General features: G+C 49.0%; 18 protein-coding genes. 6 read left to right on the top strand and 12 right to left on the bottom strand.

What is annotated here, in order from left to right:
- Positions 1 to 206: 206 nt before the first annotated feature.
- The 6 genes from B5E53_RS11940 to B5E53_RS11915 are packed head-to-tail and all read right to left on the bottom strand — an operon-like array spanning position 207 to position 5,239.
- Entirely contained in the window at positions 207 to 560 is a 354-nt protein-coding gene (locus tag B5E53_RS11940; protein WP_204245523.1) for a 4Fe-4S dicluster domain-containing protein, read from the bottom strand.
- A 30-nt stretch (positions 561 to 590) separates the two neighbouring features.
- Positions 591 to 1,670, bottom strand: coding sequence for a nickel-dependent hydrogenase large subunit (locus B5E53_RS11935; RefSeq protein ID WP_087315328.1), 1,080 nt, complete (start codon positions 1,668 to 1,670; stop codon positions 591 to 593).
- A gap of 6 nt (positions 1,671 to 1,676) precedes the next feature.
- Complete coding sequence (locus B5E53_RS11930; protein WP_087315326.1) at positions 1,677 to 2,024, bottom strand: NADH-quinone oxidoreductase subunit C; 348 nt, start codon at positions 2,022 to 2,024, stop codon at positions 1,677 to 1,679.
- A 5-nt stretch (positions 2,025 to 2,029) separates the two neighbouring features.
- Positions 2,030 to 2,476: an NADH-quinone oxidoreductase subunit NuoB gene (nuoB, locus tag B5E53_RS11925; RefSeq protein WP_087315324.1), complete on the bottom strand. Its 447-nt coding sequence runs from the start codon at positions 2,474 to 2,476 to the stop codon at positions 2,030 to 2,032.
- Positions 2,477 to 2,492: 16 nt separating this feature from the next.
- Complete coding sequence (locus B5E53_RS11920; protein WP_087315322.1) at positions 2,493 to 3,356, bottom strand: complex I subunit 1 family protein; 864 nt, start codon at positions 3,354 to 3,356, stop codon at positions 2,493 to 2,495.
- Complete coding sequence (locus tag B5E53_RS11915) at positions 3,350 to 5,239, bottom strand: proton-conducting transporter membrane subunit (protein ID WP_242963688.1); 1,890 nt, start codon at positions 5,237 to 5,239, stop codon at positions 3,350 to 3,352. Before B5E53_RS11915 ends, B5E53_RS11920 begins: the two co-directional genes overlap by 7 nt.
- A 267-nt stretch (positions 5,240 to 5,506) precedes the next feature.
- On the opposite strand from B5E53_RS11915, the gene hypA reads away from it, so the two are divergent.
- The 6 genes from hypA to B5E53_RS11885 all read left to right on the top strand — a co-directional run bounded on the left by hypA (position 5,507) and on the right by B5E53_RS11885 (position 10,500).
- Positions 5,507 to 5,929 (top strand): hydrogenase maturation nickel metallochaperone HypA, encoded by a 423-nt coding sequence (gene hypA, locus B5E53_RS11910; protein ID WP_087315320.1) that lies wholly within the window; start codon positions 5,507 to 5,509, stop codon positions 5,927 to 5,929.
- Positions 5,889 to 6,581, top strand: a complete 693-nt coding sequence (gene hypB / locus B5E53_RS11905) for a hydrogenase nickel incorporation protein HypB (RefSeq protein ID WP_087315318.1) — start codon at positions 5,889 to 5,891, stop codon at positions 6,579 to 6,581. Before hypA ends, hypB begins: the two co-directional genes overlap by 41 nt.
- Positions 6,550 to 6,804, top strand: a complete 255-nt coding sequence (locus B5E53_RS11900; RefSeq protein ID WP_343215646.1) for a HypC/HybG/HupF family hydrogenase formation chaperone — start codon at positions 6,550 to 6,552, stop codon at positions 6,802 to 6,804. The genes hypB and B5E53_RS11900 overlap by 32 nt, the downstream gene beginning before the upstream one ends.
- Positions 6,794 to 7,885 (top strand): hydrogenase formation protein HypD, encoded by a 1,092-nt coding sequence (hypD, locus tag B5E53_RS11895; protein WP_087315314.1) that lies wholly within the window; start codon positions 6,794 to 6,796, stop codon positions 7,883 to 7,885. The genes B5E53_RS11900 and hypD overlap by 11 nt, the downstream gene beginning before the upstream one ends.
- A gap of 171 nt (positions 7,886 to 8,056) precedes the next feature.
- Positions 8,057 to 9,181 carry a hydrogenase expression/formation protein HypE gene (locus B5E53_RS11890; RefSeq protein WP_242963662.1) on the top strand — a complete coding sequence of 375 codons (1,125 nt, stop codon included), beginning with the start codon at positions 8,057 to 8,059 and terminating at the stop codon, positions 9,179 to 9,181.
- Positions 9,182 to 9,336: 155 nt separating this feature from the next.
- Positions 9,337 to 10,500 carry a hypothetical protein gene (locus B5E53_RS11885; protein WP_087315311.1) on the top strand — a complete coding sequence of 388 codons (1,164 nt, stop codon included), beginning with the start codon at positions 9,337 to 9,339 and terminating at the stop codon, positions 10,498 to 10,500.
- 148 nt (positions 10,501 to 10,648) lie between these two features.
- Here the strand turns inward: B5E53_RS11885 and B5E53_RS11880 are convergent, their stop codons facing one another.
- The 6 genes from B5E53_RS11880 to azlC form a co-directional block, all read right to left on the bottom strand.
- Positions 10,649 to 11,488 (bottom strand): DUF134 domain-containing protein, encoded by an 840-nt coding sequence (locus B5E53_RS11880; RefSeq protein ID WP_087315309.1) that lies wholly within the window; start codon positions 11,486 to 11,488, stop codon positions 10,649 to 10,651.
- A 149-nt stretch (positions 11,489 to 11,637) separates the two neighbouring features.
- Positions 11,638 to 12,321, bottom strand: a complete 684-nt coding sequence (locus tag B5E53_RS11875; protein WP_087315307.1) for an RloB family protein — start codon at positions 12,319 to 12,321, stop codon at positions 11,638 to 11,640.
- The gene (locus B5E53_RS11870) at positions 12,322 to 13,512 is read right to left on the bottom strand and encodes an ATP-binding protein (protein WP_087315305.1); all 1,191 of its coding nucleotides are present in this window, start codon (positions 13,510 to 13,512) and stop codon (positions 12,322 to 12,324) included.
- Between the two features lie 103 nt (positions 13,513 to 13,615).
- Positions 13,616 to 14,284 (bottom strand): GDSL-type esterase/lipase family protein, encoded by a 669-nt coding sequence (locus tag B5E53_RS11865; protein ID WP_242963660.1) that lies wholly within the window; start codon positions 14,282 to 14,284, stop codon positions 13,616 to 13,618.
- Between the two features lie 125 nt (positions 14,285 to 14,409).
- Positions 14,410 to 14,736, bottom strand: coding sequence for a branched-chain amino acid transporter permease (locus B5E53_RS11860; RefSeq protein ID WP_087315303.1), 327 nt, complete (start codon positions 14,734 to 14,736; stop codon positions 14,410 to 14,412).
- Positions 14,733 to 15,470 (bottom strand): azaleucine resistance protein AzlC, encoded by a 738-nt coding sequence (gene azlC / locus B5E53_RS11855; protein ID WP_087315301.1) that lies wholly within the window; start codon positions 15,468 to 15,470, stop codon positions 14,733 to 14,735. The genes B5E53_RS11860 and azlC overlap by 4 nt, the downstream gene beginning before the upstream one ends.
- Between the last annotated feature and the right edge of the window lies 1 nt (position 15,471).

The following is a 15,471-nucleotide window of genomic DNA, read 5'->3' as shown; positions in this document are numbered from 1 at the left end:
AAACGTATCTATTCTATCATATATGTTTTCTGTTTTCCATGAAAAATACAAGCATATTTCTACCATTTCCGATGGTATTTTTTGTTTTACCTGCCAAAAAAGGCTGCCGCAAAATGTATGATTCATACAAAACAGAATCTGTTTGCCGCGGAATATCCGTCATCCCGCGGCAGCTTTTGCAGCAGCCTCCTTGTTACTGTCTTCAATTATTCCTCTGGCTTCGTAAAGGTCTCGCTCCTTTTTATACTGTCCGGTTCTGTGTAGCCTTTTTCAATAAACAGACATTTCTTCGGGCAGGCTGACACACAGCTTCCGCACTGTACACAGTCAAACCGGTCAATGGTCCATGTTCCGGCCTTCCTGTCCACCGCGATAGCACCGGAAGGGCAGGAACGCATACAAAGGCCGCAGGAAATGCAGTCTTTAATCTCAATGCGCACATGCCCCCGCATCCGTTCCGGATAATCCGCCGGTTCAAAGGGATACTGTGTTGTGGCCGGTTTCCGGAACAGATTCTTTAACATTCTTCCCGCCAGGGTAAACGCTCTTGTTTTCTCCATATGCCTTCTCCTTTCCCGCAAGCAGTCTTTCTACCGCTCCGTACAGCTGATGCACGGATCAATGGTCAGAATCAGCACCGGCACATCCGCCAGCTGACATCCTTTTAATGTCTCCACCAGCGGCGGAATATTGCTGGTAGTCGGAGTCCGCAGACGGAAGCGGTCCAGAAACTTCGTTCCATTTCCCTTGACATAGTAGATAGCCTCCCCGCGGGGCTGTTCAATACGAAGGAAATATTCTCCCGAAGGATTGCCCTTTACCGGCACCCGGATATCTCCCTCCGGTATCTTTCCTATGGCCTCGCGGATCAGTGCAAAGGACTGGAACAGTTCCTTAAGCCGCACCTCGCAGCGTCCATAGCAGTCTCCGTCAGCGGATATGATCGGTTCCACTGACAGGTGTTTGTATGCGCCGTACCCCAGCACTCTGGCGTCATATTCCACGCCGCTGGCCCGGAGCATCGGTCCCACCGCGCCGAGAAGAATGGCGTCATCTTTTTTCAGGATTCCGGTTCCCTTCAGACGGCTCTGCACAGTGTAATCTTTCAGGAAAGTGTCCACCAGAGGTTTGAGATCTCTCTCTATATCCCTGATGGTTTCCAGCAGATGCTTTAGCATGGCGCTGTCCATATCTCTCTGAACGCCGCCCACCTGATTGACCGAATGAATAATTCTTCCTCCCGTCGTCTCATCAAACATATCAAGGATCTTCTCACGCACCCTCCAGCTCTCCATGAACAGGCTCTCAAATCCCAGGGCATCCGCCAGCAGTCCCAGCCACAGAAGATGGCTGTGGATCCGGCTCATCTCCACCCAGATCACCCGCAGATACTGCGCGCGCTCCGGCACCTCGATGCCCATGACATTTTCCACTGCCATGCAGTAACCCAGTCCATGTCCGCAGCTGCAGATGCCGCAGATTCTCTCTGCGATATATACATATTGTTTAAAATCTTTCTTTTTGACCAGCGTCTCCAGTCCCCGATGGACATATCCGATGCTCGGAACCGCGCCCACCACTGTCTCATCCTCCAGCACCAGATCCAGATGGATCGGTTCCGGCAGTACAGGATGCTGGGGACCAAAAGGTACTATGCTTCTCTTTGCCATCTTTCCCTACTCCTTTTCCTTAAACGGTGTCTCCTCCTCGATCCGGTACAGTTTGTCTTTGTAATCCGGCTTGATATGGGTAATATTTACTCCAAAAAGCTCCTTTGCCTCATTTTCCTGTAGAAATGCACAGGGATAAATCTGGGTGATGCTGGCCACCTCTTCATCTCCATAGGCTGTAAAACGATATGTCCGCATCTCATAATCTTTACAGAACGAGTAGCTCATCTCACAGCCTCCTTCCACCGATGTGGCGCAGATCTGCACCAGCCGCCATTTCTCCGTTCGCATCTTCACGATGGCCGGGAAGAACTGCCCTGCGGTAATCTCTCTGATGTCATTTTTTTCTTCCATCCCTGTCACCTCTCTTTCTCTTCCGGTGTTTTCATGGCCGCCTGCTTTTCATCCAGTATTTTCAGGGCCTTTACCACACCATCTATGATCGCTTCCGGGCGGGCGGCGCATCCCGGCACATACACATCCACCGGGATGACCGTGTCAATTCCTCCCCGGATATTATAACATTCCTTAAATACACCGCCGGTACAAGCGCAGATTCCCACCGCCACCACGACCTTCGGCTCCGGCATCTGGCTGTAAATCTGCTTTACCACACTCTCCGTCTGGCTGTTGACACCGCCGGTGATCAGCAGGATATCCGCCTGAAAGGGATCTCCCGTATTGATGATGCCAAACCGCTCAATATCATACCTGGGCGTCAGGCAGTCCAGCACCTCTATGTCACATCCGTTGCAGCTGCTGGCATCATAATGAAGCAGCCACGGTGATTTTGATACTTTACCCATGTTCTCTCCCTCCTGCTTACTTATCCAGCATCAGAATCAATATATTTACGCCTCCTGCCACCAGGGTGACCACCCAGCAGCTGTAAAGCAGTGTTTTCCATTTGACGCGGGCGCTGACATTATCCCACAGGGTCTCCAGAAAGAAGATCACCCCGCAGAGCACGACCGCCACGATCCAGCTCCACCAGGTACTGTTCACAAAGAACAGGCAGAAAATCCCAAGCAGCAGCACCATCTCATAATATTCCGCAATATTCATAATGGCCAGCGTGGTTCCGGACATCTCTGTGGTCAGTCCCTTTACCATTTCCTGATGGGCATGATGACTGGTGGACAAATCAAAGGGCGATTTACGAAACTTGATGGCAGTCGTAAACATAAAACCTGCCAGCAGTCCCGGCATCCACAGTACCGCACTCACATCCTCGTGAATGATGTCCGACACCAGAAAAGAATCTGTGGTCAGATAAAATCCCACCGCCACCAGAAGGGTCAGCGGCTCATAGGCCATCATCTGCAGCATTTCTCTGCTGGAACCCATGTTGGAATACGGAGAGGAATCGCTGGAAGCCGCCATGATCAGAAACATGTCCGCAGTACTTAAAATAAAGAGCACCATCAAAAGATCTGCTCCCGCAAAGAGCATACTTCCGGCAATCATGAGGATCACCAGATAACTCATATTCAGAAAAAGCTGTACGTCGTTCACACCGATCCTTTCCTTGGAAAAAAGTTTTCCCAGATCATAAAACGGCTGTAAAAGTTTCGGTCCTTTTCTCCGCTGCATTCTCGCACTGATGATACGATCAACGCCATCCAGAAGTGCGCCGAGAAAAGGCGCAAAGATCAGATACGCCAGAACAAAAATCACTTTTACCATGACACACCTCCAACGACAAGACAAAATCCGATGACCAGCACTGCCGCCGCAATGATGATCGACGGGATCCTCAGATGTCTCCGTCCAAACTCAAAACGCAGATACCAGTTGCTCAGATATAAATGTTCCTTTCCCCCATAGCTGTTGGTAAAAAACCGGTTGTCCCCCTCGTTGATACCGTTCATATAAATCGGCACCAGTTCTGTGTGCGACCGGCGGCTGATAAAGAACATGGCTGCCGGAACCACAAAGATGGAAACCAGCATGATTGCCATGGTGGTCAGTACGCTCATGGACAGCACGTCTGTGGCGTTGCCGAAAAGCTGCCGTACGATCGGATTGACCAGCCATCTGGCCACCAGAGGCAGCAGCAGACACAGGAGCAGCATGACACCGGCGTGAAACAGCATGGACAGGTATTCGTCTTTTCTTGTCACATCTTTGACCGTATCCCGCGGAATGTGCCGGCAGAGCAGCTTGGACAGCCACTTGGTCCAGTAAAACATGGTGGTGGCACTGCCGTAGGCGATACACAGCACCAGGATCACGTTGCCGGAATCCACGAAGGCCTTTAAAGCCACCCACTTGGAGATCAGCATGCCAAACGGCGCCAGATACATGCCCGCAATACCGATACCCATGATATAGGCAAGCCGCGGCACCCGTATAATGAGGCCGTGCATATCCTCAATATCCCGGGAACCCAGCGTATTCTCCGTGGCCCCCACGGACTGAAACAGCATGGATTTGCTCACTGCGTGGAACACCATCAGGAAGATGGCCGCCCACACCGTTTCTTCCACTCCGATACCGGAACAGGCTACGATCAGTCCCAGGTTGGAGATGGTAGAGAAGGCCAGTACTTTTTTGGCGTCATTCTGCGCAATGGCCATCATACTTGCCATAATAAAGGTCAGTCCTCCGATACTTGATACGATCAGTCCCACCAGATTACCGGACAACGCCGGAGAGATACGGATGAGCAGATAAACGCCTGCCTTCACCATGGTTGCGCTGTGAAGAAGCGCGCTGGACGGCGTCGGAGCGACCATGGCTCCCAGCAGCCAGGTGGAGAACGGCAGCTGCGCCGATTTGGTCAGGCCCGCCAGCGACAGACACATCAGCGGCAGCAGAGCTCCCGTGTTCACCACATCGACCAGCTGCAATGATCCCTGTCCCATTGCCATGAGAACAATGGCCACGGCAAAGCCCAGACCACCCAGAAGATTCATCCACAATGCACAGAAACTGTTATTCACCGCTTCTTCCGTGCGGGTATAGCCGATCATCAAAAATGAGATCACGCTGGTGATCTCCCAGAAAAAATAAATCCAGATCAGATTCTCAGAGAGTACCAGTCCGAACATGGCAGCCAGAAACAAAAACAGCATGGAAAAGAAAAACGGCTGTCTGTCTTTCACATCTTTATGATGATGGTGATACCCTTTCATATAACCAACTGTATAAATACAGATAAAACCTCCGATAAAAGCAATGATGATACACATCAATATAGTGAGCCAGTCCACCATCATGTGCGGCCCCCTCGTCACCTCTGTGGTAAATTCCACATAGAGCACCAGCACTGTCTGCAGCACAGACAAAATAACAGGAACCACTCTCCGGTATCTGACACTCAGCCAGATGATCAGACACATGAGAAAAATATCTCCCACTGTCATCAGATGATCAATGATCTCTGTCTGCGGATAGAAGGTCCACGTCTGCGCTCCGCTGCCAATCCAGTCCGCGATAAACAGAACCGTCATGGCCATAATGACACCGGCGCCCGCATAGACGATATATCCCCGCATCTTTTCATTTCGAATGATCTGAAATACCACCGCAAGTACTGCCGGAATTCCAATCAGGAATGGTATCATTGATGTTGTCCTCCTTTCATTTCTCTCTTCTTTCAGCAGTCGGAAACTGCTCTTTTTCTTTTTTATTATCACCCTGATTTTAATCCTCATTTACTAATTTTACAAGACTTCTGCTCGATTTTATGTTTATTTTAACTAAGAATACTGAAAAATGTCTGCCGGAGGCACAACATTTACACAAATTTCACTGTTTATTTTGTATTTATTTTCACAGAAAATGTGTTAGAATGTCTCTGGAACAAATCACAAAGTTACAGGAGAACTGCCATGCATGAATTCAGCATAACCGAGCATCTTCTCAAAGACTGTATCCGCGAAGCGCAGGCGCAGAACGCATCAAAAATCCGGGTCATCCGGCTTTGCATCGGTGCTCTCCGGGGCATCGTGCCCGACTGCATCCAGATCTATCTGGACATGCTGGCGGAAGGCACCATCGCCGAGGGAGCGCGCATCGAATCCGAGACGCTGCCCGTCAGAGTCCGCTGCCTGGACTGCGGCAGGGAAGGAGAGATCACTCCGCATCATCTGGAATGTCCCCATTGCCAAAGTCTGCACCTTAAGCTCCTGTCCGGAAAAGAATTCTATATAAAAAGTCTTGAGATCGATATAAAACAAAACACAAGCGAAATCACACAGGAGGCGAATATTCATGGAAATAAAAGTACTGCACCAGGTCATGGACTGGAATGAAGATGTCAGTGAGGAAGTCAAAAATACCCTGGCCGGCCACCACATCTGCATGATCAACCTCATGGGAAGTCCCGGCGCCGGAAAGACCAGCCTCATTTCCGCGCTGATCGGCAAACTGAAATCCACCTTCCGCATCGGCGTCATCGAAGGAGACATCGCAGGACAGGTGGACGCCGAACGCATCGCAGATCTTGGCATCCCCGCCGTTCAGCTGAATACCGACGGTGCCTGCCACATCGAGGCCATGAGCATCCAGCACATTTTACCTGAACTTCCTCTCGAAGATCTGGATGTCATTTTTGTGGAAAATATCGGCAATCTGGTATGTCCTGCTGAGTTCCGCATCGGTGAATCTTTGCGCATCACCATCTTAAGCATCCCGGAGGGGGATGACAAAGTCGAAAAGTATCCCCTCATGTTCACAGATACAGATTGTCTGGTTCTTAACAAGTATGACATGCTGCCATATTTTGATTTTGATGAATCCAGGGTGCGTGCTAATTACGAAACAGTAAATCCCGGCGCGCCTCTCTTCTGTATCAGCAGCAGAACCGGAGACGGGCTGGACGGCCTCACAGATTTTCTCACGGAACAGATCCGCAAAGCGCAGTCTGCCGGAAATGTCACCGGAGAATATACGAAGGAGGGATAGAAACATGTGTCTGGCAATGCCTATGAAAATTGATCAGATAGACGGCACCCTGGCCCGCTGCGAAGCCGGGGGGCTTTCCCAGAATATCCGCATCGACTTTATCACGGACCCGAAACCCGGGGATTACGTCATGGTCCATGCGGGATTCGCCATTGAAAAAATGTCAGAAAAAGAAGCCCTTGAAAATATAGAGCTTCTCGAGGAAATCAAAAATGCTTTATGAAAACTGGTTTAAAAATCCCGGGGATGTGCCGCTTCTCCTTGAAAAAATTGCCGGTTACAGCCAAAAGACAGGTCCCATCCGGCTGATGGAGGTCTGCGGAACCCACACCATGTCCATTGCCCGCAGCGGGATCAAGAGTATTCTGCCGGAAAATGTACAGCTGCTCTCGGGTCCCGGCTGCCCGGTCTGCGTCACCCCCGCCAATATCATTGATATGATCCTCTCTCTGTCCAAAAGAAAAGAGATCCTGATCGCCAGTTACGGGGATCTTTTGCGGGTTCCCGGCTCTATTCAGGGAGAGAGTCTTTTAAAACGACGCGCCGGGGGAGCAAACGTGGAATCCGTCTACTCACCGATGGACGCGCTCCAGCTGGCTGAGGACCATCCGGAAAAAGAGGTGGTCTTCCTGGGCGTGGGCTTTGAAACCACTGCTCCCGGGACGGCCGCCTGTATTCTGGAAGCAGCTGCCCGCCGTCTTACGAACTTTTCCGTACTCTGCCTGCTGAAACAGACGGAACCGGCCCTGCGCTCTCTCATCGAAGCCCCGGATTTTGCCGTCGACGGCTTCTTATGTCCGGGCCATGTAGCTACCATCATCGGCGCAGACCGTTTTTCTTTTCTGCCCGACGACTACCGGCTGCCCGGCGTCGTAGCCGGCTTTGAGGCGGCTGATCTGCTTTATTCCATTCTGGAGCTGACCCGGATGCTCGCCGAAAACCATCCGGCCCTGAAAAATGAATATACCCGCCTTGTCCGTCCTGAAGGGAATCCGGCAGCCCTTGCCCTCATGGATAAAGTGCTTTGTCCCGCTCCCTCTGACTGGCGCGGGCTCGGACACATCGAGGACAGCGGATACGCCATCCGCGAGGCATATGCTCCCTGGGACGCCATGAAAAAGTTCTCTCTGGATCCGCCGGAAGCCACCCGGATTCCGGGCTGTCAGTGCGCTCAGGTCATCCGGGGTGTCATCCGCCCTGCAGACTGTCCGCTGTTCCGGAACGTCTGCTCACCGTCCAATCCGGTGGGGCCCTGCATGGTATCCGGCGAGGGTGCCTGCGCCGCAGCGTATCAATACGAATAGGGATGATAAGAAATAACAACACTGGTCCTATCCGGCGGATAGCACATGATTCATCATGCTGCTATATACTGGCAGAGATAATTATGCCCATAAGCATAATCGTCATTTGAAGAGTAGTTATCAACTGAACATTTATTATATAGACATTCAAAAAATTGACATTTAAAAATTATGGAAAATAAAACGATTGAACATACAACAATAAATAATCACACAGAAACTATGAATGAACGCATCACCCTGGATTACGGCAGCGGCGGCCTGAAAACGGCGGAGCTGATCGATAACATCCTGCTGCCCGCCTTTGACAACCCCGCCCTGTCTTCCTTGGGCGACGGCGCCCTCCTGGCAGGAAACCGGCAGCTGGTTTTCTCCACCGACAGCTTCGTGGTCACTCCCTGGAAGTTTCCCGGCGGCGACATCGGAAAGCTCTCCGTCTGCGGCACCGTCAATGACGTCTGCATGGCAGGCGGAGATCCAAAATATTTAAGCCTTTCCTTCATTCTGGAAGAAGGCTTTCTTTTCTCTGATTTCCGGGATATCGTCTCTTCCATTGCCCGGGAAGCAAAAAAAGCCGGTGTCTCCATCGTCACCGGTGACACCAAGGTGGTGGAGGCCGGCAAATGCGACGGCATCTATATCAACACCGCCGGCATCGGCTTTCAGCGGGCAGCTCTGCCCGGCAGAACCGGTATCCGTCCCGGCGACGCAGTGCTCATCAGCGGCACCATAGGCTGCCACGGAGCCGCCGTCATGATGGCTCGTTCCGGTTTACTTCCGGCAGACAGCCCTCTGGTTTCCGACTGCCGTCTTCTGCACGAGATCAGTGCGGCGGCGCTCACCGCCGCCGGTGCCATGGAATATGATTCTCCGGCGCCTGGCCCTGTGCCTTCTGATCCCGCGCTCCCTCACGAGTCCGGCGCCATCCGTATCCTGCGCGATCCCACCAGAGGAGGCGTCGCCACCACCCTCAACGAATTTACCGAGCAGATGCCTTTCTCCATTGAGCTGGATGAAGCCGCCCTGCCTGTGGATTCCGCGGTGGAAGCGGCCTGCCACATGCTGGGACTTGATCCTCTCTATTGTGCCTGCGAGGGACGAATGCTGGTGGTCTGCGCCCCGGCAGCCGCTGCACAGATTCTAGCCGCCATGCGCCAGGTTCCCGGCGGAGAACACGCTGCGCAGATCGGCACTGTCACTGAAGATATGCCTGGCAGGGTTCTTCTGAAAACCTCCATCGGAGGCCGGCGCATTCTGTCCCGGCTGACCGGCATCCAGCTGCCGAGAATCTGCTGAGCCAGCTGCCCTGCCGAATGAATGCCTTCATGATCACAGATTCATTATATTTTTGCGGTACTATACAGTAAATCTCCGTAAGGAAGAAGCATTTACAGATGTGACGGGACAATATATAATAGACGGGATTTTTGCACAAGAAATGGAGGATATATATGAATATCAAAAGAAGCACAGCTGTTCTTTTAGGGGCGCTGACCGCTGTCATCGTCTTTCTTAATTTTTATCTGGCCATATACAGGATACATTTTTTTGATCTGTTTTATGATTTTTCCAGCGATATCTCTGAACCGAGAGCCGTTCTCAGCGCGGCAATCCTGATCGGAGGGCTTACCTATATCGTTCTGGCCATTCTTCGTCTCCGAAACGGAAACATTCCTGTGGTTATGATCGTACTTCCTCTGCTTTCCGTTTTGCTGTACCGTTTTATCTTTGAATATAATACCTTGGGATTGGTTCTGCCCCTTATCACCATGGTCATCCAATTTGTGCTGGGCATTGTTCCGACTATTCTCTGGGTGATCGTGAACTGGGTACTGCGGCTGCTGCCTTTCCCGTCCATCATCCACACAGCGCTTTCTGTGGCGGCGGCTGTCGTTCTGGCCGTGGGCAGCGCCTTTCTTTTAAACCGCAAAGCAAAATACAAAAGAAAGGCCATCGTCAAGACCAAAACCAGGACCAAAAGGGGAAAACACAAACATTCTTCCACTCACACAGAAGTTACCTCCGGGCCGGAACAGACTTTATATCAGCAGGATTCTGACAGTGTCTCCGGTACAGGCGCAGACAATGCCGCCTCAGGCGGAGCCGGCCAGACGGCGGCCACTCAGGGAAACAGCCAAGGAAACAGTCAGAGCCTGAGCAACGATCTGAGCAGCAATATTTATGAAAAGCACGGCTATACTCTTGACGGTCAGGTCCTCTGGAGCGGAAGCATGCAGGCCGGTTCCTGCACCGCTGACCTTTCTCTCCGGAGCCGCGCATTCCCGGATCATGCTTACCGGATCACCGGCAGTGGATGGGAAAGTTCCGATTCCCTCACCGGCGTTCTTCAAGTCAACGCCTCTGTGGAATCCGTCAGCGGAACAGACAGATATGACATCAGCGGAACCGTCCAATATGATGAATCCGACTTTGCCAGAGTGGCGCTGCAATTATCTGACAGCGCACGGACGGTATCTTATTCCATCAAAGGAGAAATCAGCAATTTCTCCTCCACCCAGTCCGGTTTCCGCCACGTACATCTGATTTTTGAAGACCTGCAGGGCCAAAATGATTTCTATGTGGAAGGCTCCTATGAGACCAGCGGCCTCCACTAAAAAACAGCCTTGTTCCGGATATAATGTCCGAAACAAGGCTGTTTTTTTGTCTGCCATTTTATCGCAATCCGCTGTATCAGTCGGCTATGTCAGTCCGCCATGTCTATCCGCCGTATGCGTTGCCGCATCTTTTTAAGCACCGGCAGTCTTATCCCTGATGGTGACCGCAGCCGCTGTGTCCATGACAATGTCCTTCTCCTCCATGATGACCGCCTTCGCCGTGATGATGACCGCAGCCGCCTTCGCCATGCTCATGTTCATGATGGGCGCACCGGGTATCCGGATCATAATCAAGATTGCCATTGAGGAACGCCTCCACAGCCGCATCGGCAGCGCCGTTTACTCCCGGATACAGTTTGATGCCTGCCTCATCGAGGGCCATCCGGGCACCGCCGCCAATACCTCCGCAGATGAGCATATCCACCTTCAGTCCCGCCAGGAAACCTGCCAGAGCTCCGTGGCCGTTGCCCGCGGTATCCACCACTTCCTCTTTGACAACCTTTCCGTCTTCCACATCATAAATCTTCATCTGACTGGTATGTCCAAAATGCTGGTACACATTTCCATCCTCGTAAGTTACTGCAATTCTCATGATATGCGCTCCTTTCTTTTTCCTCGCTATTTCCATCTGTTCATCCGGCAACTCCGGCTGCATCCACCGACAATGCCGTCCACAGCCCCGTCCTCCGGCAGCCCGCCCCCGGCAGATCTGGTAATTTCCCCCGGCAATCCGTAGCAGCTTTCCATTGACCAGACAGTCCGCAATCTTATAACGGGCCTTCTCGTAAATCTCCGTTACTGTTGTCCGTGAAATATCCATCTGTTCTGCACACTGAGCATGTGTCTTTTTCTCATAATCCACCAGACGAATCACTTCATATTCATCCACCGTCAGAGAAACTTCTTCCACTCCATCTCTGCCGCATGGGGCAAAACGATCAAACGCCGGTTCCTCGCACACACGCCGGCATCGGCTGGGTCTTGCCATCCGGTCACCTCCAGTCTCCTTTATTTACGACATATGTCGATAATATTATGGCACAGATGGGAAAAATAATCAAGGGCAGAAGGCAGATTTTCTGATCCGCATATGAAAAAGCAAAAGAAAAACGGGCGGCAAAGCCGCCCGAAAGGGGATTACTCATCTATATATTTTTTCAGTTGTTCCACCAATTTATATACCTCTGTTCCAGGATCGTATTCTGATGGTTTATTGTTCGCGGGATCAAAATCCGCCATACGACGTTTTGCATGTTTAATCGCAGTATTTACCCCACCATAAACATTGACCAGATTATAAATATCTTTATAATTTTTGCGATACGTACCATCGCCCAGATTATACTGCTGGAATATCTCATTCAGTTTCTGATTCCAGTCCTCCCTGTGAAGCGCAGAATCTGAATAATAAAAATGCAGATATAACCAATATTCAAAAGACTGATTGCTCCATGCCACCTGATACCCTCGTCTGATACCTTCTTCAATAGCTGAATCAAAATCTTCAAAGTCATCTTTATCAAAAAGAATCCATATATTTTGATAAATAATTTTCGCTTCTTTTACTATCTGATCTGTCTTCTCAATTAATCTTCCGGTCGAACGCCCCTCTCCCCGAACATCAATATGCGGAATCTCCACAACATTGACTGTTCCTCCCACTTTTTCAAGAATTAATTTTTTTAATCCCTGAAAATATAGTGGCTCCGTTCGTTCTCCCTCGGTAACAATCAGAAAAGAATTGGCTTTAGGTGTTTTGTATTCATATTTACGCTGCTTTCTTGCCGCTCTTCGTTTTTTAAAAAGATCATCCGTTCCCATTTATTCGCCCCCGATTTCAAATTCCTTAAGAAGTGGTATTCCACCGTACACCCCGGCCAGATAATCTTTTTCAAAAGAAGCATCCGATCTTACTTTAAAATCAGATAAAGCAAATAATTCTGAGTATCCAAATTCATCTTTTTGAACAAACCAGATTTGATCTCTACGGAAGAACTTTTTATCCATCAATGTTGTATCGTGGGTTGTATAAATCAACTGAGACGCCGATTCTTTCTCATAAAACAAGTCAATAATAAACTTCAAAAGTAATGGGTGCAGTTTGATATTGAGTTCATCTACAAACATACATTTATTCAGCAAAACCGCACTTCTGGCATTAATATAAATTAAAATGCTTCGAAGGGTCCCTTCTGACTCTGCAAATAAATCCAGAGAATACTTTTTCCCATCTTTGCCCAAATGTATCGTATCAAAAAATACATGATCACCTTCTTTAAAATAACCAATATCCACAATACCCGTGTCGATGGCGTTTAAGAAGGTTACCAGCTTCTCCTTATCCACATCAATCGTACCTGGTAAAAGCCTTTTTAAAACATTCCTGTCTTCATAAAAATCACCCGGTGCAACCATAATATCCATAATTGACTGATATACTATTTCAAAAATATCCGTTTTCAACTTCAATCTGTTAAAAAAGGATAAGGCCAGAGCCTCATGAGGAATCTGTTCTTTATAAATATCACATTCTTTTCTGACAGAAGACCCCAGACTGATTTCTTCTTCTGTCCTCTCAAGAATTATCGTATTTCGATTGGTTTCCAGACTCTTTCTGTACAGCCACTCACTGACAATCCTTTTGTCATTATACTCAAAACCATATTTATACTCAAAACCATCGACAATTTCGATAATTTCAAATTCTGAATTTTCTTTTTCTCCATCAAAAGCAAACGGAACATAATATTCAACAATGGCAGTCTCATGATTCTCGTCAACATTGTTCATGGATTCCGCAACAATTCTTTGAAAATAATACATCGCCAAATGCAAATTTGACTTTCCACTGGCATTGGCACCATAAATCGCTGCCACTTTAACAAATTTCTCTTTTGTCCCTATATCAATTAGATTCTCCTGATGCTCTTTATAAGCATTGATGGCTGTCATATCCAATCTTGTTTCCTCTTTAAAAGACAAAACATTTTTCAGCATAAATTGCACTAGCATAAATATGGCACCTCCTTATATATAATATACTCATTTTTGTATATTATATCAATTTTTTTACGGATTTTCCACTATTTTATGGATTTAATCTTTCTATTTTAAATTACAGATACCTCTCCATATTCTCAAAAATCACATAATACGCATTGGCGTACATGTGAATCCCCTCCACGGTGAACTCCGCTTTCAGTTTCCCCTGCGCGTCCCGGAGGCCCTCGCTGACATCGATAAAGTGCATCCCCATTTCCGCTGCCAGCCCGGCGATCCGCCGGTTTGCCGCATCAATGTTTCGGTTATTCCGATTGGCAAAGGTGCTCTCCCCCTGGGCACACCGGGACAGCTTATCCGTCTCGTTGACCGGATAGTAGGCCATGACATAAACTTCCGCCTCAGGCAGCTGCTCTTTGATCTGAGCGAGAATCCTTCTGTAATTAGATAACAGCGCATCTTCCGAATAGTCGGGTGCTCCGATATCATTGGTTCCGATATTTATAAAAATCCGGGATGGCTCCAGGTCAAACACCATGGTATCCATATGGTTCAGCATATCCGCTGTGGTGAAACCGCTCACACCCCGATTATATATCTTATAGAAAAGTCCCTTTGTCATGAGGATCTCATTGACGGGAAACTGCTCCATGAGTGAGGAGCCGACAAAAAGAATCTGTCCTTTCTCCGCATACCGATTGAGTATATGTAATTTTTCGATGCGTTCCTGCTGTTCTCTTTGAACGCGGAGCATTTCCTGTTCTTCCATCTGTTCTTTGTTCATTTTCTATCATCCTTTCCTGGCGACGCACCGATACCAATTATAACACACTTTGCTATTTTCCGGTCAACTCCACGCAATTGTTTTCTTCTACCATTACACCGCTCTCCCGCTCTGCTATAAATATATCAGAACACAAGCTGCACCAGCAGCATATAGCAGATCGTCCCTCCGGCGATGGACAAAAGCATCTGGCGTTTCCATAGATGAAGCCCAATCACCAGAAGAATGGAGATCAGCTCCGGTAAACCGTGACTTCCGGTAAATATACTCACATTCCGCAGACAATAGATGACCAGCAGGCCGAAGACGGCAGACGGCAGCACCTTTCCCAGATACTGCACATATTTTGGCACCGGCTTGTCAGCCGGAAAGATAATAAATGGAAGAAACCTTGTGATGGCGGTTCCGAGCACGACCATGGCGATGGTGATGATTTGCTGTAAAAGGGTCATACTGTACCTCCTTCTTTTTCTATGGTACCGCGCAGAAGAGTCAGCACACCGAGCATGGCGAACATAGAAGGAATGATAAAATTATCAGCGCCAAAAGCCAGCAGGCAGAGAACAGAAATTCCGATCCCCACAAAGGCGCTGGTATGTCTCTTTTCCTTCAGCCACTGCTCCAGGAAGATCACTACAAACATGGCGGTCATGACAAAATCCAGTCCTTCTGTATTGAAATGAATCAGAGAACCGAAGATACCGCCCAGGGTTGCCCCAAAGAACCAGTAAAAATGATTCAGCAGCGTCACAAAAAACATGAACCATCCCCGGTCCACATCCTCCGGTATGTCGGCTGTATAATTGATAGAAAAACTCTCATCGCACATTCCAAATATCAGATAGAACTTCTTCCAGCCGGTTCCCCGGAACTTTTCCAGCATGGAAATACCATAAAACAGATGCCGGGCATTGATCATAAGGGTCATAGCCAGCACCTGCAGAGGATTGAAAGCCCCTAGAAGCATATTGACGGTCACAAACTCCACAGATCCCGCAAAAATAGTAACGCTCATGAGCATAGGGTACCAGAAGCTGAAACCCGAAACATTCATATAGATGCCGTAAGTAAGCCCCAGAAACCAGAATCCGGCAAAAATAGGTATCGTATAAGGAAATGCGGTTATAAACGCTTTTTTTATCACGCCTGTTTTTTTCTCTGATTGTATACAAGTCTCTGTTTGCATC

This window comes from Eubacterium sp. An11, assembly GCF_002161065.1.
Taxonomy (GTDB): domain Bacteria; phylum Bacillota; class Clostridia; order Lachnospirales; family Lachnospiraceae; genus Anaerobutyricum; species Anaerobutyricum faecale.
Note: the sequence above shows the minus strand (reverse complement) of the source record. Positions and strands in the feature narration are given on the sequence as shown.